Annotated in this window: 17 protein-coding genes and 1 pseudogene; 9 read left to right on the forward strand and 9 right to left on the reverse strand. The window is 65.4% G+C overall.

Features of this window, described 5'->3' with window-relative positions; translation table 11 throughout:
- Positions 1-1078, reverse strand: a pseudogene (locus AC1D34_RS17065) (hypothetical protein); the annotation flags it as partial.
- A 1008-nt stretch (positions 1079-2086) separates the two neighbouring features.
- Entirely contained in the window at positions 2087-3517 is a 1431-nt protein-coding gene (locus AC1D34_RS17070; RefSeq protein ID WP_441490385.1) for an aldehyde dehydrogenase family protein, read from the reverse strand.
- Positions 3518-4091: 574 nt separating this feature from the next.
- Here AC1D34_RS17070 and AC1D34_RS17075 point away from each other — a divergent pair.
- On the forward strand, positions 4092-5582 hold the full coding sequence (locus tag AC1D34_RS17075; RefSeq protein ID WP_476824805.1) for an MDR family MFS transporter: 1491 nt from the start codon (positions 4092-4094) through the stop codon (positions 5580-5582).
- Positions 5583-5726: 144 nt separating this feature from the next.
- A complete protein-coding gene (locus tag AC1D34_RS17080) occupies positions 5727-6290 on the forward strand; it encodes a DUF1269 domain-containing protein (protein ID WP_441490387.1) in 564 nt (187 codons plus the stop codon).
- Positions 6291-6404: 114 nt separating this feature from the next.
- On the opposite strand, the gene dapD is transcribed toward AC1D34_RS17080, so the two are convergent.
- Positions 6405-7247, reverse strand: a complete 843-nt coding sequence (gene dapD / locus AC1D34_RS17085; protein ID WP_043242272.1) for a 2,3,4,5-tetrahydropyridine-2,6-dicarboxylate N-succinyltransferase — start codon at positions 7245-7247, stop codon at positions 6405-6407.
- Positions 7248-7465: 218 nt separating this feature from the next.
- Between dapD and AC1D34_RS17090 the strand changes: the two genes are divergently transcribed.
- Together AC1D34_RS17090 and AC1D34_RS17095 are read left to right on the forward strand one after the other, a co-directional pair.
- Entirely contained in the window at positions 7466-7822 is a 357-nt protein-coding gene (locus tag AC1D34_RS17090; protein ID WP_441490388.1) for a hypothetical protein, read from the forward strand.
- 112 nt (positions 7823-7934) lie between these two features.
- Complete coding sequence (locus AC1D34_RS17095; RefSeq protein ID WP_441490389.1) at positions 7935-9269, forward strand: 8-oxoguanine deaminase; 1335 nt, start codon at positions 7935-7937, stop codon at positions 9267-9269.
- A gap of 116 nt (positions 9270-9385) precedes the next feature.
- On the opposite strand, the gene tam is transcribed toward AC1D34_RS17095, so the two are convergent.
- From tam to AC1D34_RS17125, 6 genes are all read right to left on the reverse strand, one after another.
- Complete coding sequence (gene tam, locus AC1D34_RS17100; protein ID WP_441490390.1) at positions 9386-10156, reverse strand: trans-aconitate 2-methyltransferase; 771 nt, start codon at positions 10154-10156, stop codon at positions 9386-9388.
- A gap of 111 nt (positions 10157-10267) precedes the next feature.
- On the reverse strand, positions 10268-11161 hold the full coding sequence (gene rfbD / locus AC1D34_RS17105) for a dTDP-4-dehydrorhamnose reductase (protein WP_441490391.1): 894 nt from the start codon (positions 11159-11161) through the stop codon (positions 10268-10270).
- Complete coding sequence (rfbB, locus tag AC1D34_RS17110; protein ID WP_476824806.1) at positions 11158-12213, reverse strand: dTDP-glucose 4,6-dehydratase; 1056 nt, start codon at positions 12211-12213, stop codon at positions 11158-11160. The genes rfbD and rfbB overlap by 4 nt, the downstream gene beginning before the upstream one ends.
- A complete protein-coding gene (gene rfbC, locus AC1D34_RS17115) occupies positions 12214-12789 on the reverse strand; it encodes a dTDP-4-dehydrorhamnose 3,5-epimerase (RefSeq protein WP_441490393.1) in 576 nt (191 codons plus the stop codon). It lies immediately after the preceding gene.
- A 45-nt stretch (positions 12790-12834) separates the two neighbouring features.
- On the reverse strand, positions 12835-13365 hold the full coding sequence (locus AC1D34_RS17120) for a MarR family winged helix-turn-helix transcriptional regulator (RefSeq protein WP_476824807.1): 531 nt from the start codon (positions 13363-13365) through the stop codon (positions 12835-12837).
- Between the two features lie 77 nt (positions 13366-13442).
- Complete coding sequence (locus AC1D34_RS17125; RefSeq protein ID WP_476824808.1) at positions 13443-13931, reverse strand: Lrp/AsnC family transcriptional regulator; 489 nt, start codon at positions 13929-13931, stop codon at positions 13443-13445.
- Positions 13932-14036: 105 nt separating this feature from the next.
- Between AC1D34_RS17125 and AC1D34_RS17130 the strand changes: the two genes are divergently transcribed.
- The 5 genes from AC1D34_RS17130 to AC1D34_RS17150 all read left to right on the forward strand — a co-directional run bounded on the left by AC1D34_RS17130 (position 14037) and on the right by AC1D34_RS17150 (position 19197).
- Positions 14037-15221 carry a diaminopropionate ammonia-lyase gene (locus AC1D34_RS17130; RefSeq protein WP_476824809.1) on the forward strand — a complete coding sequence of 395 codons (1185 nt, stop codon included), beginning with the start codon at positions 14037-14039 and terminating at the stop codon, positions 15219-15221.
- A 7-nt stretch (positions 15222-15228) separates the two neighbouring features.
- On the forward strand, positions 15229-16383 hold the full coding sequence (locus AC1D34_RS17135; RefSeq protein WP_476824810.1) for an MFS transporter: 1155 nt from the start codon (positions 15229-15231) through the stop codon (positions 16381-16383).
- A 133-nt stretch (positions 16384-16516) separates the two neighbouring features.
- Positions 16517-17134 carry a glutathione S-transferase family protein gene (locus AC1D34_RS17140; RefSeq protein WP_476824813.1) on the forward strand — a complete coding sequence of 206 codons (618 nt, stop codon included), beginning with the start codon at positions 16517-16519 and terminating at the stop codon, positions 17132-17134.
- Positions 17135-17191: 57 nt separating this feature from the next.
- Complete coding sequence (locus AC1D34_RS17145) at positions 17192-18352, forward strand: M20 aminoacylase family protein (protein ID WP_476824811.1); 1161 nt, start codon at positions 17192-17194, stop codon at positions 18350-18352.
- A 44-nt stretch (positions 18353-18396) separates the two neighbouring features.
- Entirely contained in the window at positions 18397-19197 is an 801-nt protein-coding gene (locus tag AC1D34_RS17150; protein WP_476824812.1) for an aldolase, read from the forward strand.
- Positions 19198-19458 lie beyond the last annotated feature (261 nt).

Here is a 19458-nt window from a genome sequence, read left to right on the forward strand (position 1 = left end):
CTCCAGTGCCGGTAATCGTTGCGCCAACCGTATAATTCGAAGCGGTATGGTTGAACACGAGCCGCCCGGAGCCGCGTCCGAGGCGGATTTCCGCCACCTCGATGAAGCCGGGAGCGCGGGCGACTGCTCCTGCCGCTGCACCGATATTGACGGTCCCGGTCGAGCCGGCACTGTTGGCGATGACAAGCATGCCGCGGCCGTCATCGATACGCACGGTGCCGCCATTGTCGATCGTTGCTTCGGCGACGCCGAGATTCCCGACCATCAGGTAGGTGGTGCCGAGCCACTGGGAATTCGCGCCCGTCACTCTCAAATCGCCGCGAGAGCCAGCTTGCCAGGCGAGGATGCCCTGGTTCGTCTGGACAACAGCTCCGTTCGAGACGAGGCCACTGCCCTGGCCGCTCATGCCAAAGACCGAATAGCCCCCGACCTTCAGCTTTGTGCCGGCGCCATCGATGGTGAGCGAACCCCGGCCGGACGCAAACTCGCCGAAATTCGTATTGACCGTTACCGCAGCCGAACTGCCATTGGAGATAACGATATCGCCGCGTCCCGCGTAGCCACCCATCAACGTGCCGCGGATATTCCAGGTAGCGCCGCTGACGGTGACCGCGCCCACACCCGTCGCGTTGTAGCCGGCGGTGATCGCACGGTCATCGGCCTTGGCGCCGGCGAGAACCTGATAGGTGCCTTGCCCGGATTCGCCGACGATATGGCCGTTGCCATTATACCAGGTGGTCCCTGCTCCCGAGAGCGTGATCGTTCCGGCAGAGCCGGCGAAGGAGCCGGTCGTCACGAAAGCCGCAAAATTTGCCGCCGCACCGCCCGAAGCGGCGAAGCTGCCCTGGCCCCTGTAGCCGGCATAGAGGTAGTCGCCGGACCAGGCCCCGCCGATCAGGTTGGCCGATCCCACCTCTCCGGCGAGGTTTGCGACGGTCGTTGCGGCCGCGGTGAGCGAGCCGCCGGGCGACACCGTCAGCGATGATGTCATGCCGATCGCGCCAATGTGCAGCAGGTTTGCGGACGCCCCGGCAGCAGTAATGGACGGCGCAATCAGCGAGCCAGAGCCGATGGTCACTGTCGTAGCGCCAGTTGGAACGGCCCCCAGCGACCAGTTCGACGCTGTATGCCAGTCGGGAGAAGCGCCTTGCCATGCTGTTTGAGCCAGTGACGGCGTCACGCCAAGCGCAAACCAACTCACCGTCGACAAGGCCGCCAGCCCCGTGATGGCACGAGGATAACTTCGTAGCGGCCGCATGCGCCCCCCTGGGTCTTCAACGCCCAATAGCAAATGCATTCCGCAAGGGAATTCATAAAATTGTCAAGAAATTAGTAACCTATTTCATTCGGGAATTTGAACAGCCATTCACATCACATGGCCGCATCGAGTCGAAAGCGTCCGGCGCCCGGAATATTTCGAATCCTGATAAATAATCGACACGCACAATTACGGCACGTTCTCCGACGAAAATATATCAACCGCGAATTGTGATGTTATTTCGCACTCTCGGTGATCTTATAGCGTAGATAAACCTGCATACGGCGCATAAATTTACCACTGAAGCGTCGCCATGATCGCCATGCTCGGGAGTGGCGGGGTCTGACCGACTTCCTGGAAAGCGCTCAGCGGCGGCACCTTTACTAACCAGCCCACCCTAAGCAGATCTTCGAGAACCTCTCCCAAAGCGCAGCACGCCGCTCCCGACTGGTTGGCCCTGGGTCAAGACCGCAGAGCATTTGCCAACGAGCGCTTCACTGCCCGGCTGCTTGCGGAGGCGCGTCGATTGCGCGCCATCTCAGGATCATTGGTGCACGGCCTCAACAGCGGGAGCGGAATGCGCCTTCCATGCCGCGCAGAGACGAGAAAGGGCGTGCGCAGTGATGCACACGCCCCTTTTGGCAAACAGGGGCTCGCCGGGGCAACTCTCACAGAGGCTTGGACGCCGAAGCCGCCCCTGTACGACCAGATGCAAGCCGAGACCCGCGTCGTCCGACTGCCGGGATCGAGACACGATCTCGATCCGCATCCACCATCTTGGCTTCACCGCATCCCCTCAACCGGAAGGGATGCGGCAAGCCGCCCGGATCAGGCCGTGGCGTAGCCGACCGTGCCCTTGATCTCGAGGAATTCCTCGAGGCCGAAATCGGCATATTCACGGCCATTGCCCGATTGCTTGTAGCCACCGAAGGGGGCGCCAGCATCCCAGGCCGGGTAGTTGATGTAGACATTGCCGCTGCGCATCTGCGCCGCGACCTTGCGGGCACGTTCCAGCGAACCGGACTGGACATAGGACGCAAGCCCGTAAGGCGTGTCATTGGCGCGGGTGACGACCTCCTCTTCCGTCCGATAGGGCAGAATCGAGAGCACCGGCCCAAAGATCTCTTCGCGCGCGATCGTCATGTCGTCCGTGACATTGGCGAACACGGTCGGGCGGACGAAATAGCCGCGATTGAGCCCCTCGGGGCGACCCGGACCGCCGGTGACGAGATCGGCGCCATCCTTGATGCCGGCCTCGATCAGTGCCTGGATCTTGTTGTACTGCGTCTCGCTGACGACCGGCCCGAGCCAGGTGCCTTCCGCCGAAGCAGCGCCGACCTTGAGCGGCTCGGCCGTTGCCTTGGCGATTGCGACCGCCTTGTCATGCAGCTCCGCCGGCACGAACATCCGGGTCGGCGCGTTGCAAGACTGGCCGCTGTTGCGCATCACGCTCTCGACGCCGAGCTTCACCGCATAGCTCAGATCGGCATCGTCGAGGATGATGTTCGCCGACTTGCCGCCGAGTTCCTGATGCACGCGCTTGACGGTGTCGGCTGCCGCCTTGGCGACCAGAATGCCGGCGCGGGTCGAGCCGGTGAACGAGACCATATCGACCTGCGGATGGCGCGAAATCGCCTCGCCGACCGTCGGGCCATCGCCATTGACGAGATTGAACACGCCCTTCGGCACGCCCGCCTCGTGCATGACCTCCGCGAAGATGATCGCGTTCATCGGGGCGATCTCGCTTGGCTTCAGCACCATGGTGCAGCCCGCCGCGAGAGCCGGCGCGACCTTGCACATGATCTGGTTCAGCGGCCAGTTCCAGGGCGTGATCATGCCGACGACGCCGATCGGCTCCTTGGCGATCAGCGTCGTGCCGCGCAGCTCCTCGAACTCGAAGCTCTCGAGCGTCTCGATCATCTTGGCGAGATGCGCGGTGCCCATTCCGGCCTGTGCACGATGCGCCAGATCCTTCGGCGCACCCATCTCCTGCGACAGCGCGTCCGCGATATCGGCATAGCGCGCCTTGTAGGCCTCGAGCAGGCGGCGCATCAGGGCGAGGCGTTCCGCCTTCGACGTCGCGGCAAAGGCCGGGAAGGCGGCGCGTGCAGCAGCGACCGCCTTGTCGACGTCGGCCTCGGTGCCGAGCGCGATGGTGGCAAAGGCCTCCTCGGTCGAGGGGTCGATGACCTCGAGGGTCTTGTTGCCCATCGGCTGGACCCATTGGCCATCGATGTAGAATTGCAGGGCATGCGACATGGTGCGGTCTCCGGCGGCTGGGCTTTGGGGGGAGTAATGCTCGTCCCTGAACAGGCGATGTCCGGGGAACGGCAGCGAGGCGGCCGCAGCCCCTGAAGCTGGCGACCGTGATTGGCGGCGAACCCGGCCAGCGCGCATCGCCCTCGCGAGCGGCTCGTCCAGCTCCACCTGACGGAATGTTTGGCGCTATGGCAGCATGGATATTACGATAGGCGGGCGTCACGCGCTTGTCACCGTCACCGGCCGGGCCTGGCTGGAATGACCGTCATGCACGCCAGGCGGCCGGAGCTTGCGGCCGATTGGCAGGGGCAATCCGCTTCTGCTGCGCGACCGCTCAGCGTCGCCTCCCGGCTTGACCTTCATCACCGTGTGAACAGCGCCGTTGCGGTCAACGTCCCAGGCCAGCCGCAGGTCATGCCCACCTCATTGCCTATTCTCTATGCGCAATCGGCACGACACAAATCCGTGACCGCCCTGGTTCACAGCCCTGCCTTGCGCGCGCGCCGCTGGCGCATGGACCAATGGAATCCTACAGTTCGCCATTCCCCAAACACAGGGCAGGCGTTGCAGATCGATGGACAAGCGTGTCGAGACCGATGAGCAGAAGCCGGCTCTGTCGGAAGCGGATATCCGCTCCATCATCATTGGCATCATGCTCGCCATGTTCCTGGCCGCGCTGGACCAGACTATTGTCGCCACCGCCATGCCGACGATCGGGCGCGAGCTCGGCGACGTTACGCATCTGCCCTGGGTCGTGACCTCCTATCTGCTGGCTTCGACCGCGGTGACGCCGCTCTACGGCAAGGTCGCCGACATCCATGGGCGGCGGGTAACGCTGCTCGCCGGCATCGTGATCTTCATGGTCGGCTCGGTTGCCTGCGCACTGGCATCGTCCCTCTGGCTGTTGGTGGTGGCGCGCTTCGTCCAGGGGCTCGGTGGCGGCGGGCTGATCTCGATGGCGCAGACCATCATCGGCGACATGGTGCCGCCGAAGGAGCGCGGCAAATATCAGGTCTATATCGCCAGCGTCTTCTTCTCCTCCTCGCTGCTCGGACCGGTGCTCGGCGGGGTGATCTCCGAGGCGCTGCATTGGTCGGTGATCTTCTGGATCAACCTGCCGCTCGGGCTCTTCGCCTACCTGATGACCGACAAGGCGCTGAAGCGCCTGCCGCGGCATGAGCGACCGCACAAACTCGATTTCCTCGGCGCCGGGCTGATGACGAGCGCAACGGTGACGCTGCTGCTCGCGCTCTCCTGGGGTGGCGTGCATTATCCATGGGCCTCGGCGCCGATCCTCGGGCTGGTCGGCCTGTCGGCACTGCTCTGGATCGCATTCGCCATGCGTCTCAAGACCGCAGAGGAGCCGCTGATCCCGCTCGCGATCCTGGCCAATCCGGTGGTGCGGATGGGCACGATCGCCGCCGGCTTCGGCATGGGCACCTTCATCGGGCTCACCATCTATCTGCCGCTCTATTTCGAGACGGTCGCCGGGCTCTCGGCCGCCAATTCCGGCATGGGATTGATCCCGCTGACCTGCGGCACCGTCATCGGCGCGACCGCATCGGGACGGGCAATGACCCTCCTCAAGCACTACAAGCGCGTACCGGTTGCAGGACTTTGCATCGCCCTGATCGGTACCGCATTGCTGATCGCCTTCGCCGGCCGGATGTCGCTCATCCCCTTCGGTATCGTGCTGGCGGTAATCAGCCTCGGCTTCGGCACCTTGCTGCCGGTCGCCACCGTCTCGATCCAGAATGCCGTCCAGCCGCACCAGCTCGGCACGACGACGGCGACGGCGAACTTCTTTCGCCAGATCGGCGGGGCGCTGATCGTCGCCGTATTCGGAGCGATCGTCCTCGGCGGCATCGGGGCAGGCTCGGGTGTTACGGCCGAGACCCTACGGAGCGGAACGGCGGACCGCGCCACCATGATCATGCTGTTCCAATATGTCTTCGCAGCGACGTTCGCGGGCTTTGCACTGGCCCTGTTCTTCCTGTTCAGGATGAAGGAAATGCCGCTGCGCGGCCGCGCCATCGAGGCTGCGAAGGAAATCGCAGGCGAATAGGGCGGGACAAGCATCCTCGTCCGCGTTTGACGAGCATCAAACCGGCGGGGTTGCCGGCAGGCTAAACCGGAGCGCAATCTCGCATTGCCGCAACTCTGTCACAGCCGCGCGGCAGGTTGAGTTTGCCCGCCAAAGGAGAGCCCCATGTCCGATCTCGTCGTCATCGTATACCCGACCGAGGCCAAGGCCGAGGAGATGCGCCAGAAAGTCATCTCCCTGCAGAAGGAATACCTGATCGAGCTCGGCGACGCGGCGATCGCGGTCATGCATGAGGGCGGCAAGATCAAGCTGAACCAGCTCATGAACACCACCGCGCTCGGGGCGGTCTCGGGCAGCTTCTGGGGCCTGCTGATCGGCGCGATCTTCCTGATGCCGGTGTTCGGCGCTGCGATCGGCGCTGCGTCCGGCGCACTCGGTGGTGCGTTGACCGATTACGGCGTCAATGACGGTTTCATGAAAGAACTCTCGACCAGTCTGCAGCCGGGCAACGCCGCGCTCTTCCTGCTGATCCGCAAGATGACCGGCGACAAGGTGCTGGAAGCGATCAAGGGCACGGGTGGCGTGGTGCTGAAGACATCGCTCGACCACACCCGCGAACAAGCCCTGCGCGACGCGATCTCGGCTTCGCCTGGGGCGGTCGAACATCCTTCGACGCCCGGCGCGACAGCAACCCCGACGGCCGGCGAAGCACCCTCGCCCGTGGGCTGAAACACACCCTTGAGACCACGTCATCCCGGGCAGCCAGAGCGAGGCCCGGGATCCATTCGTTACCGCTGACGAGACCCCGGCTGCGCTATGCCTCTGCCGGGGTCTCAGCGCGTATCAGTCCCGCAGCAGCTCGTTGATTCCGGTCTTGGCGCGGGTCTGGGCATCGACCGTCTTGACGATCACGGCGCAGTAGAGCGAGGGGCCCGGTGTGCCGTCATTCAGCGGTTTGCCGGGAAGCGACCCGGACACCACCACCGAATAGGGCGGCACCTTGCCRATATGGACCTGACCGGTGGCGCGATCGATGATCTTGGTCGAGGCCGAGATGAAGACGCCCATCGAGATCACCGAACCCTCGCCCACGATCACGCCCTCGACCACCTCGGAGCGGGCGCCGACGAAGCAGTTGTCCTCGATGATGGTCGGGTTGGCCTGAAGCGGCTCGAGCACACCACCGATGCCGACGCCGCCGGACAGGTGCACGTTCTTGCCGATCTGCGCGCAGGAGCCGACGGTCGCCCAGGTGTCGACCATGGTGCCTGAATCGACATAGGCGCCGATATTCACATATGACGGCATCAGCACGACGTTCGGCGCGATGAAGGCGCCGCGGCGCACGGCGGCCGGCGGCACGACGCGGAAACCGGCGGCGCGGAAGCGATTCTCGCCCCAGCCCTCGAATTTCGAGGGAACCTTGTCCCAGAACACCCCCTCGCCCGGGCCCCCTGCGATGATCTTGTTGTCGTTGAGACGGAAGGAGAGCAGCACGGCCTTCTTGAGCCACTGATGCGTCACCCATTCGCCGCCCAGTTTTTCGGCAACGCGGGCCTGGCCGGAATCGATCATCTCGATGGCCTGCTCGACGGCATCGCGCACCGCCCCTTTGGTGCTGACGCCGATCTCTGCCCGGTTTTCCCAGGCGGCATCGATGGTGGCGGCGAGATCGGTCAGGCTCATCGTCGGTCTCCGTTCAGAATGCGCCGGAGCGATGGCGGATCAAGACAGCGGCGTCAAGGAGAAGCGCGGCGCGCCGCCGACTTCTCGTCCGCACGTGCCGACGCCGGCCGCCTGGCATTGACTGTACCAAGGCATCATGAATCCGACGCCGCAGGAACGCCCCAATTGCCCCCCCAAGGTCATCGACCTGGGCAGGGAATCTCGGAATCATGAATGCGATGAAGCCTTCTCTTTCAAGACGAGCTGCGACCGCGATCGCCTTGTCGGCCACGATCATGGGCGCAGCTCCCAAGGCCGTGGCGCAGGCCCAACGCGACGTCGATTGGACCACGCAGAAATGCGTTCGGTACAAGGAGGCCTATGGTGCGGCCATCGCCAAGCGGGGAAAGACAGGACTGAGCGACGAGTTCCTCGCGCGGCACGATGCCTTCCTCGCGACCAACTGCACGGCGCAGGCAGACGTCTGCCCACGCAGCGGAAAGGAGCTTGAGCTGGCTAATATCCTTGTTCTGATGTCCCTCAACGGAGGACTCTCGAGCACATTCCTGCCCTTCGCCTGTCGAAAGCCGACATAGGCCGTCTGCGCCCGCCCCCTTGATGTGCCGGAAGACGTTCGGTCTATTCCTCGCCTCTGCCGCCTTCCACTACTGAAGAGCGACGTCCACGCCTCGTTCGCAAGGAGCGGCCATGCGCCTCTGGATCAGGAACCCGCTCGGCATCGTCGCCGAGGACGCCGGCGGCGGCGTGGTGGTCGAGCATGGCGCCATCGTCGAACTGCTGGCCGCCGGCAGCGCTCCGGCACAGCCGGTCGACGAGACATTCGATGCCTCCGATCATGTCGTGCTGCCCGGGCTGATCAACACGCATCACCATTTCTACCAGACGCTGACACGCGCCCATCCGGCCGCGATCGACCGTGAGCTCTTTCCCTGGTTGAAGGCGCTCTACCCACTCTGGGCCCGGCTGACGCCCGACGATCTCAGGCTCGCAGTGCGGGTCGCACTCACTGAATTGCTGCTCTCCGGCTGTACCACAGCGGCAGATCACCATTATCTCTTCCCCAAAGGGCTGGAGAGCGCGGTCGATATCGCGGTCGACGAGGCGCGCGCGCTCAGCATCCGCATGACTGTCTCACGCGGCTCGATGAATCTGTCGCAGAAGGATGGTGGGCTGCCGCCGGATGCTGTGGTGCAGGACGAGGAGACGATCCTGGCCGACAGTGAGCGCGTGCTCTCGCTGTTCCATGATCCAAAGCCAGGCAGCATGATCCAGATCGCGCTGGCGCCCTGCTCTCCCTTCTCGGTCACGCCTGCGCTGATGGCGAAATCGGCTGAACTCGCCGCGCGTTTCGATGCTCCGCTGCACACCCATCTCGCCGAGACGCAGGATGAGGAGGCCTATTGCCTCCAGGTCTACGGCAAGCGCCCGCTCGACCTTCTGGAGGATGCCGGCTGGATGCGGCCGAAGACCTGGCTGGCGCATGGCATCCATTTCTCCTGCGAGGAATGCGAGCGGCTGGGCCGGGCCGGCGTCGGCATCTGCCATTGCCCGACCTCGAACGGCGTGCTCGCCTCCGGTTTCTGCCAGACACGCGAACTCGAGGCCGGCGGCTCGCCGCTCGGCCTCGGCGTCGACGGCTCAGCCTCCAATGACGGCTCGAACCTGATGGAAGAGCTGCGCCACGCCCTGCTGATCAACCGGTTGCACTACAAGAGTGCCAGCGCCGTGACTGCGCGCGAYGTGATCCGCTGGGCGACGGAAGGCTCGGCACGATGCCTCGGGCGCTCCGATATCGGGCGGATCGCGCCCGGCATGCAGGCGGATCTGGCACTGTACCGGCTCGACGAGCTGCGCTTCTCCGGCGCGCATGATCCCGTCGCAGCGCTGGTGCTGTGCGGCGCGAACCGGGCCGATCGTGTCATGGTCGCGGGGCGTTGGCGGGTTGTCGACGGTGCCGTGCCCGGACTGGACATCGCCGCGCTGCGGCGGATGCACAGCGCAGCTGCGATGCGCTACGCGTAAAACATCGACCCGAAAAGTGGATTGCGGTTTTCGGGAAAGCCGATGCAAACACAAAGGGTTAGATCGTCGGACCGGATCCGACTTCCGGTCAGACGATCTAAGCCCCCGTTCGCGCCTCAGCGTGTCGCGACGATGAACAGCCGCGGGAAGGGCAGCAGCACGGTGCCATCCGGCATCGCGGGGTAAGCCTGCGCAATGAGACCCTGATAGCGTGCGAGGAAGGCTTCGCGCTCGGCCTCGTCGAGCAGATCGAGCAGCGGACGCAAGGCGGCGCCCTTGAACCACTCGACCACCGCCGAAGCCCCGCCGGCGAGCGGATGATGATAGGTCGTGCGCCAGATATCGAGCCTTGTCGTGCCGCCGCGCAGCGCCCGATAATACCAGTCAGCGCCATGGCGCGCCGCGCGCGTCTGCAGCGCTGGGGCGAGCTTGCCGGCCCAGGTCCCGTCAGCGGCAACCTCACGCATCAGCACATGGGCCGGTTCGTCGAGATTATCCGGCATCTGCACGGCGAGCGTGCCGCCCGGCGCAAGCTTGGCCATGAGTGATGGCATCAGGACTTCGTGATCGGGCAGCCATTGCAGCACGGCGTTCGACAGGATCACGTCATAGGGGGCGGCCGGCTGCCATGAGGCGATATCGGCAACCTCGAACTGGATCGCGGGCAGGCGCTTGCGGGCGGCCGCGATCATGTCGGAAGAGCTATCCATCCCGCTGATCGCGGCGTCCGGGAAACGCGCCAGCAGAAGTTCGGTCGAGTTGCCGGGACCGCAACCGATATCGACCGCGCTTGCCACGGCGTCCGTCGGGACCTGGGCAAGCAGATCGCGAACCGGGCGGGTCCGCTCATCCTCGAATTTCGTGTACTGCCGTGCCGACCAGGTCATACCGATCTCCATATCCTCATGAGCCGGAAGGCCCGCAATCAGAGCAGTTTTGCCAGATACTGCCCGTAGCTCGATTTGCCCGTCAGCTTCGCCAGTTCAGCCAGCTGCCCTTCATGGGACCCTCTGCGCCATCAACGCGGCCACGACCTCTCGCATGCGTTCCTGCCACGGCTTTGCGCGATAGCCAAAGATCGCGGCGAACCGGGCGGAATCAAGCACCGAATTGGCGGGACGGCGCGCCGGTGTCGGGAATTCCGCAGTCGTGATCGCGTCCACGATCGGGCTCCGCCCGGTGAAACGGGCCTGCTCGGCAATGATGGCGCTGGCGAAGCCATGCCAGGTCGTCTCGCCCTGCCCGGCAACATGGTAGGTGCCCCAGGGCTCGGCGCCGCCCATCAGTGCAGCGCGGACGGCGAGGATCGCCTCGGCAAGGTCGCGTGTCGCGGTTGGAGAACCGCGTTGGTCGGCGACAACGCGCAGGACATCGCGTTCTGCGGCAAGCCGCAGCATGGTCTTCAGGAAGTTTGCGCCATGGACGCCGTAGACCCAGGCGGTGCGCAGGATGACATGGTGCGGCTGCAGGGCCCGGATGCAGACCTCTCCTTCGCTCTTGCTCGCACCATAGGCACCGAGCGGCGCGACAGGGTCGCTCTCGACATAAGGCCCGGGTTTGCTGCCGTCGAAGACGTAGTCCGTCGAAACATGGAGGAGCGGAATGCGGGCTTCGGCCGTCGCCTCGGCAAGAATGGCGGGCCCTTCCGCATTGGCGGAGAAGGCAGCGACCGTCTCGCTCTCGGCCCGGTCCACCGCCGTAAAGGCCGCAGCATTGACCACGAGGCCGGGGCGATGGGCCTTCAAGGCCCTTGCCACAGCCGCACGGTCCGTGATGTCGCCGTCAGCCCGCGCCAGCCCGACGAGCGGAACGCCACGCTCATGCGCCAGCGCCGTCAACTCGCGGCCAAGCTGACCGCCGGCGCCAAAAAGCAGGATCGGCGCTTCGTTCACGAGAGGCCGAGCCTCTCGCCGCGATAAAGCCCGTTGCGGATGCGGCCCCACCAATCCGGATTGGYGAGATACCAGCGAACGGTCTTCTCCAGCCCGCTCTCAAAGCTCTCCTGCGGGCTCCAGCCGAGCTCGCGGGCGATCTTTGAAGCGTCGATCGCATAGCGACGGTCATGGCCGGGCCGGTCGGCGACAAACCGGATCAGGGTGTCGCGCGGGCCGATAGCGGTGTCGGGGGCGAGGCTGTCGACCATGCCGCAGATCGCGCGCACCACATCGAGATTGGTGCGCTCAGCATTGCCACCGACATTATAGCTCTCGCCGGGGCGTCCGGTTACCGCGATCAGGCAAAGCGCGCGTGCATGATCCTCGACATGGAGCCAGTCGCGTACCTGACCGCCATCGCCGTAAACCGGCAATTCCTTGCCCTCAAGCGCGTTCAGGATGACGAGCGGGATCAGCTTCTCGGGGAAGTGATAGGGGCCGTAATTGTTCGAGCAGTTGGAGAGCACGACAGGCAGCCCATAGGTGTGGTGCCAGGCACGCACGAGATGGTCGGAAGCGGCCTTCGACGCAGAATAGGGCGAGGTCGGCTGATAGGGTGTCGTCTCGCTGAACAGACCTTCCGCGCCAAGCGAGCCGAAGACCTCGTCGGTCGAGACATGGTGGAAACGAAAGCTGGCCTTCGCGTCCTGCGGCAGGGCTCGCCAATGGTCGAGCGCCGCCTGGAGCAACACGAAGGTTCCGACGACATTGGTCTGGATGAAGGCGCCCGGCCCATCGATCGAACGGTCGACATGGCTTTCCGCCGCAAGGTGCATCACGATATCGGGCCGGAATGACGCAAAGGCCTCGCGCATCGCGGCGAGATCTCCGATATCCGCCTGCAGAAAGGCGTAGCGCGGATTGGTCTCGACCGGCTTCAGATTGTCGAGATTGCCCGCATAGGTCAGCTTGTCGACAACCAGCACGTGATGCGGCGTCTCGGCGACCAGATGCCGGACCACGGCCGAGCCGATGAAGCCAGCGCCGCCGGTGACGAGAAACCGCGTCATTCAGGCGCCCTCATAGACGAAGGGGCTGGCAAAACCGGCAAAACCGGGCAGTTTCGTGTCCTTCTCGGACAGTGTCGCGGCCCCGGCGACCACTGGCCAGTCGATGGCTAGCGCCGGATCGGCCCAGAACAATCCGCCCTCGCTCTGCGGCGCATAGGGCGCGTCGACCTTGTAAGCGACCTCGGTGCCGGGCTCGAGCGTGCAGAAACCGTGGGCAAAGCCGCAGGGCACGAAAAGCTGCTCGGCACCGTCCGCATCGAGCAGCGCACCGCACCAGCGCCCGTAATGCGGCGAGCCGCGCCGGAGGTCGACTGCGACGTCGAAGATCGCGCCCTTGAGCACGCGCACGAGCTTGGCCTGGGCAGCGGGCGCAGTCTGATAATGCAGGCCTCGTACGGTGCCGACCTGCGCCGAAAGCGACTGGTTGTCCTGCACGAAATCCGGCGCGATCCCAGCTGCCGCGAAAAGCTCGCGGCTATAGGTTTCCATGAAGTAGCCGCGGTCATCGCCGAAACGTCGCGGCCGGACCAGCACGGGACCAGGAATGGCGAGAGGCGCGAAGGTAAAATTGGACATGGGGTCTCCTGCCTGGCCGCAGGTAGTCTTGCCGCCGGCCGCCTGTCAACGACGCGCAGCCGCCGCCTCGGTGACATCATCAGGCGAAAATTCGCGCAGCTCGGGCAGCCGCGCATGGATCCGCCGCAACAGGGCGGTCAGCCCGGCAATCTCCTCGGGGGAGAAATCGGCCAGGATCAGGTTCTCGCGCTGGAGGGCAACCGCGATCAGGCGGTCATGCAGCTCGTAGCCACTCTGCGTCAGCTGCAGAWCCTGCCGGCGCGCATCGCGGCTATCCGCATGTTCGCGGACATGACCGGCCGAAACCAGCGCCGCCACGGCGCGGCTGACCGCCCCCTTGTCGAGGCTGATGACCTCGCAGATGCGCTGCGCCACGATACAAGGCTCGATCGCGAGCTGCGAGATGATGCGCCATTCCGTGACGCCGACGCCGAACAGATCGAGATAGAGGCGGGACGAACTGCGCGACCAGGTGTTCGAGATCGTCGTCAGGAAATAGGGCAGGTAACCCGCAAGGTTGAGCACCTCCCGGTCCCTGTCCCCGCCCTCGGCCTTGCGGCGCCTCGTCGAAACCATGCTGCGCCCACGATCGATCCCTGGAGGGCCCACCAAATCCGGGATGGCGGCGTTCGGCAAGCGGAGTCTGCCGCAGACTATTCCGGCAGCGGAACCGCGAGCCCGACCTTGACGCGGTCCATCGCGACGAAGGTGCGGAACTTCCTGACATTGTTGTTGCCGAAGAAGAGCCGGCGCGTCAGCGCCTCATAGGCCGCCATGCTCGGYACCAGGATGACGAGCACAAAATCCGCTTCGCCAGTGACGTAGTAACATTGCTGCACCTCGGGTGCCGCGGTGAACTCCTGCTTGGCGGCGTCGATCAGGTCGGCACGCTCGCTTTCCAGCTCCACCTCGACGAAGATGGTGATCGCCTGTCCGAGCCGGGCAGGATCGACGAGCGCGACATTGGCCTGGATGACACCCGTCTCCTCCATGCGCTTGATCCGGCGCTGGACGGCGGGCGCGGACAGGTTGACCGCTTCGCCGATCACACGCTGCGGCGTCGTGTTGTCGCGCTGCAGGATGCGCAGGATCGCGAGGTCGAAAYTGTCCAGCGTGACTGCTGGCGAAGGGGATCGGGTCAAGAGGAGCGCCCAACGAAACAAACTTGCATTTCAGGGGACCAAACACAGCGGTCTTTTCGCCATGATTGCAATATCCATTCGTTGTACCAGCGCGCAGGAGCGGCGATGTTTCTTCCCAACCACCACCCCGACCGTGCCAAGCCGCTCGATCCGATCGATGCCGAGACCCTGAGCATCGCCGCGGCCGCCGATGTCGAGCGCCATCTGAGCTATCGCGAGAACCACGTCGAGACACCGCTGCATGCCCTGCCAGCCATGGCCGCCGAGCTMGGGGTCCGTGCGATCCACGTCAAGGACGAAGGCCATCGCCTCGGCCTTGGCAGCTTCAAGGCACTTGGCGGCGCCTATGCCGTCTTCCGGCTGGTGCTGGAGGAGGCGAGCAGGAAGCTCGGGCGGCCAGTCGATATCGCCGAGCTGAACAGCCCCGAGGTCCGGGTCGTAGCGGCGGGGATGACGGTCGCCTGCGCCACTGACGGCAATCACGGCCGTTCGGTCGCACAGGGCGCCCAGCTCACCGGGGCGAGGGCCGCGATCTTCGTGCATGCCCGAGTCAGCGACGAACGTGTCGCGGCGATCGCCCGCTTCGGCGCGACGATGATCCGGGTCGAGGGCACCTATGACGACTCGGTCACGGAAGCCGCCCGCGTCGCGGAGAAGGAGGGCTGGACAGTCGTCTCCGATACCTCCTGGCCAGGCTATGAACGCATCCCCGGGCTGGTGATGCAGGGCTATACCGTGATCATCCGCGAAGCACTGCGTGAACTCGCCGAGCCGCCCACGCATGTCTTCGTGCAGGCAGGCGTCGGCGGCATTGCCGCTGCGGCTGCGGGCTATCTCGCCAATGCACTCGGCGACCAGCGTCCCGTCTTTGTGGTGGTCGACCCTGCGCGCGCGGCCTGCATCTTCGAGACGGCGAAGGCCGGCCATCCGGTCAAAGTCGTCCATGGCGAACCGACCGTGATGGCGATGCTCGAATGCTATGAGCCCTCGCCTATCGCCTGGCGTGTCCTGTCTCGCGTCGCCGACGGCTTCATGACCGTCGAGGACGAGGATGCCATCGCGGTGATGAACCGGCTGGCGCGCCCCGCCGGCAAGGACCCCGCCATCGTCTCCGGCGAAAGCGGCGGTGTCGGCCTGGCCGGCGTCATCCGGGTTGCGGCTGATCCCACCGTCAGGAAGCAGCTTGGCCTCGACGCGACCTCCCGCGTTCTCGTCATCAATACCGAGGGCGCGACCGATCCCGAACGCTATGCCGAACTGACCGGCCTGCCGGCACGAGCCGCCCAGTAATGCGACGATGAACGCGCGCATCGCCATCGAGGCCGGAAAGGCGCCGGGATGGGCGGAGCAGGCCGCGACCCGCATCGCCTTCTTCGTTGCCGGGCTCGGCATCGCCGCATGGGCACCCCTGGTGCCCTATGCCAAGCTGCGCATGGCTCTCGACGATGGCGCGCTCGGATTGCTGCTGCTCTGCCTCGGCGCCGGCTCGATCCTGGCCATGCCGCTATCGGGTGCGCTGGCTTCGCGGTTCGGTTGCCGCCGCGTGCTGATTAGCGCGGTGCTGCTCGTCGCTTTCATGCTCCCGGCTCTCGCGACCGCCGCGCACCTGCCGCTGCTCGGCCTGGCACTGTTCGTCTTCGGAGCCGGAATCGGTTCGCTGGATTGCGTCATCAACATCCAGGCCGTGATCGTCGAGCGAGCCAGCGGGCGCAGCATGATGTCCGGCTTTCACGGTCTCTTCAGTCTCGGCGGCATCGCCGGAGCGGCCGGGGCCAGCGGGCTCCTGATGCTGGGTGCGACGCCGCTCCTCGCCACGCTCGTCGTCGTCGCGATCCTCCTTGCCGCGATGGCCTGGGCGGCCTCGGGGCTCCTGCCCTATGCCGGCAAGGGCGAAGGCCCGGCCTTCGCCATTCCGCACGGCATCGTGCTCTTCATCGGCGTGCTCTGCTTCGTCGTCTTCCTGGCCGAGGGCGCCATGCTCGACTGGAGTGCCGTCTTCCTGACCGATCTGCGCCGGGTCGATGCCGCTTATGCGGGACTTGGCTATGCGGCTTTCGCCAGCACCATGACGATCGGCCGGCTGACCGGCGACCGCTTCGTGCACCGCCTCGGCCCCCAGCGCATCATCGTCTGGGGCGGCCTCTGCGCAGCGGCAGGTCTCGTGCTCGCAACGCTTGCACCATCCTGGCTGGCAGGCCTCGCCGGCTTTGCGCTCGTCGGGGCGGGCTGCTCGAATATCGTGCCGGTTCTCTACACGGCGATCGGCAGACAGAACGCGATGCCCGAGCATATCGCCGTGCCCGCGATCTCGACACTGGGCTATGCCGGCATCCTTGTCGGCCCCGCGGCAATCGGTGCCATCGCCCAAGTCGCGAGCCTACCCATTGCCTTCCTGGTCGTCGCAACGCTGCTCATCGGCGTCGCAGCCAGCGCTCCGCGGTTGCGCACATGAGTTTCGCATCCCTCGCAGTGCCGCAAAGCGCGCCCGTTGGAGGCAGACCATGACTGCGCTCTCGACGAGTCCGGTTCATCATCCCGTTTGGCAAGGCACGCAAATGAGTACGGCATCAGAGCTGACGCGAACCATGGACCTGATCTACCAGACTCATTCGCCCTATGCGCGCAAGGTCCTGGTCTTTGCCCATGAAGCGGGTCTCGCCGGACAGCTGCGCGTCGTCCACCAGGAGACGAGCCCGACCAACCGGAACGACGACGTCTTCGCGGTCAACCCGCTCGGCAAGGTTCCCGTCCTCGTCCTCCCCGATGGCGAGGCGATCTTCGATTCGATCGTGATCTGCGACTATCTCGCGAGCCTCGACGGCGGCAGCCGGCTCATTCCGCAGGGTGGGCGGGCAAGATGGTCCGCGCTTCGCCTGCAGGCGCTCGCCCAGGGACTGTGCGACGCTGGCATTGCGCTGCGCTGGGAAACCGTACGCCGCCCCGAGGCCCTGCGGTATGCGCCCCTGGCGGAGGGAATGACGGCGAAACTCGTCGAATCCTACGATTATCTCGAACGCGAGGCGGATTTCGACGCGCCACTCCATGTCGGCCATATCGCGCTTGCGACCGCCCTTTCATGGCTGGAATTCCGCGCGCTGCCCGCCTTCGAGCCTGGCCGGCCACGGCTGGCCCACTGGTATCGCTCCTTCTCGGAACGCCCCTCGATGCGCGCCACGCTCTATGACGGCGAGACGCATGACTGATCGCCAGGCCAGTTCGCCCGGCGGCCGCCCCCCGGCTTCACGATGGTGGAGAGAGACATGACCACGCTCGACCCGAACGCCCTCGAACGCGAGATGACGGGGTGGCGGCGTGACCTGCACGCCCATCCCGAATTCGGCTTCGAGGAGAAGCGAACCTCCGCCTTCGTCGCGGCCAAGCTCAGGGAGTTCGGCCTCGACGATGTGGCCGAGGGCATCGGGGGCACCGGTGTCGTCGGCACGCTGAAGCGCGGCAGCGGCAACCGCGCCATCGCGCTTCGGGCGGATATGGACGCGCTGCGCATCAGCGAGCAGGCCGAGCACGCCCATCGCTCGCAAACGCCCGGCACCATGCATGCCTGCGGCCATGACGGGCACACCGCCATGCTGCTTGGCGCGGCAAAGTTGCTGGCCAGCGAGGGCGGCTTCGACGGGACCGTGCGCTTCCTCTTCCAGCCTGCCGAGGAATGGGGCAGAGGCGCACTCGCCATGCTCTCCGACGGGCTGATGGAGCGTTTTCCCTTCGAGGAGATCTATGGGCTGCACAATGCACCGGGGTTGCCGGTCGGTCAGTTCCAGACACGCGCCGGCTCGATCATGTCGGCGGAGGACAATTTCGAGATCGTGCTCAAGGGCATCGGTGGCCATGCGGCGCGTCCGCATGTCGGCAACGAGGCCCTGATCGCCGCCTGCGCGCTCGTCACCAGCTTCCAGACCATCGTGTCGCGGCGGCTCAGCCCGACCGATATCGGCGTGGTCTCGGTGACCGAACTCATCACCGACGGCACGCGCAACGCCCTGCCTGGCCTCGCCCGCATCCTCGGCGATGCCCGCAGCTTCCGGCCGGAGGTCAGCGCCGAGATCGAGAAGCAGATGCGCATCATCACGGACGGAACGGCGCTTGCCTACAACGTCTCGGCCGAGGTGACCTATACGCGCGAATTCGTGCCGCTGGTGAATGACAAGGCGCTGGCGGGGGAAGCCCTGACTGCCGCGAGAGGCGTGTTCGGCGCGGAGAATGTCGCCACCGCCCGCGAGCCGATGACCGGCTCGGAGGATTTCGCCCGTTTCCTCGACCATGTGCCGGGCTGCTTCGCCTTCGTCGGCAATGGCCCCTCGGCGCCCTTGCACAATCCTTGCTACGACTTCGACGACGCCGGCCTCATCCATGGCGCACGCTTCCATGCCGCAATCACGCGGCAGCGCCTGCGCCCTGCCTGACCAACACCCGTCGCACCTGCCGCTTGCCGATCCGGAGCTCCCGCATGGCCCACTCCCTCACACCCGGCTCTACCGCCCCCTTCAGGGAGCCCGGCCCGAACCAGCCCGCCCTCGACGCCGACGCCGTCTGGGAGGCGCGCGCCGATCTCGCCGCCTGCTTCCGCATGGCGGCGCGCCATGGGCTGGAGGAAGGCATCTGCAACCATTTCTCGGCGCTGGTGCCGGGCTATGACGACCTCTTCATCGTCAACCCCTATGGCTGGGCCTTCCGCGAGTTGACGGCCTCGAAGCTGCTGATTTGCGATTTCCACGGCAACGTCGTCGCTGGCGAGGGACAGCCCGAGGCGACGGCCTTCTACATCCATGCCCGCATCCACAAGGCGCTTCCCCGCGCCAGGGTCGCCTTCCATACCCATATGCCCTACGCGACCGCGCTCTCGATGACGGAGGGCGAGCCGCTGATCTTCGCCGGCCAGACCTCGCTGAAATTCTACGGCCGGACCGCCGTAGACCACGATTACAATGGGCTTGCGCTCGACGAGAGCGAGGGCGACCGCATTGCCGGCGCCATCGGCGACGCCGACATCGTCTTCATGAAGCACCACGGCGTGATGGTGCTTGCTCCGACGATCGCCGAGGCCTGGGACGATCTCTACTATCTCGAGCGCGCCTGCGAGGTGCAGACGCTGGCGCTCTCGACCGGGCGCAAGGTCCTGCCCGTTGCGCCCGCGATCGCCGAAGCCGCCTATCGCCAGATGCGCGAAGGCGACGCGGAATCGGCAAGGCTTCACCTCGCCTCGATCAGGCGCACCCTCGACCTCGAAGAGCCGGCCTATCGCAGCTGAGCGAAGGACGCCGGTTTCTTCCATCCATGCGTCCGACGCGGTCCATCGACCGCATGAAACAACTCGACAAGAGCCGACAGGCGGCGCTAGCTTCCCTGGAAGGAATGTAAGGTATCCGGTGGGCCGGTACGTTGGTACAGGCGCCCAATCATAGTCGCGGGAGCTGTCACCGTGATGTCCGATGGTGCCAAGGCTGRAACTGGGGCCGCATTCAGGCCTGCAACGCGACGGCAGGAATTCTTTGCCTTCATCGTCCTGGCG

It is taken from the genome of Allobosea sp. P1_A7, from assembly GCF_056406775.1.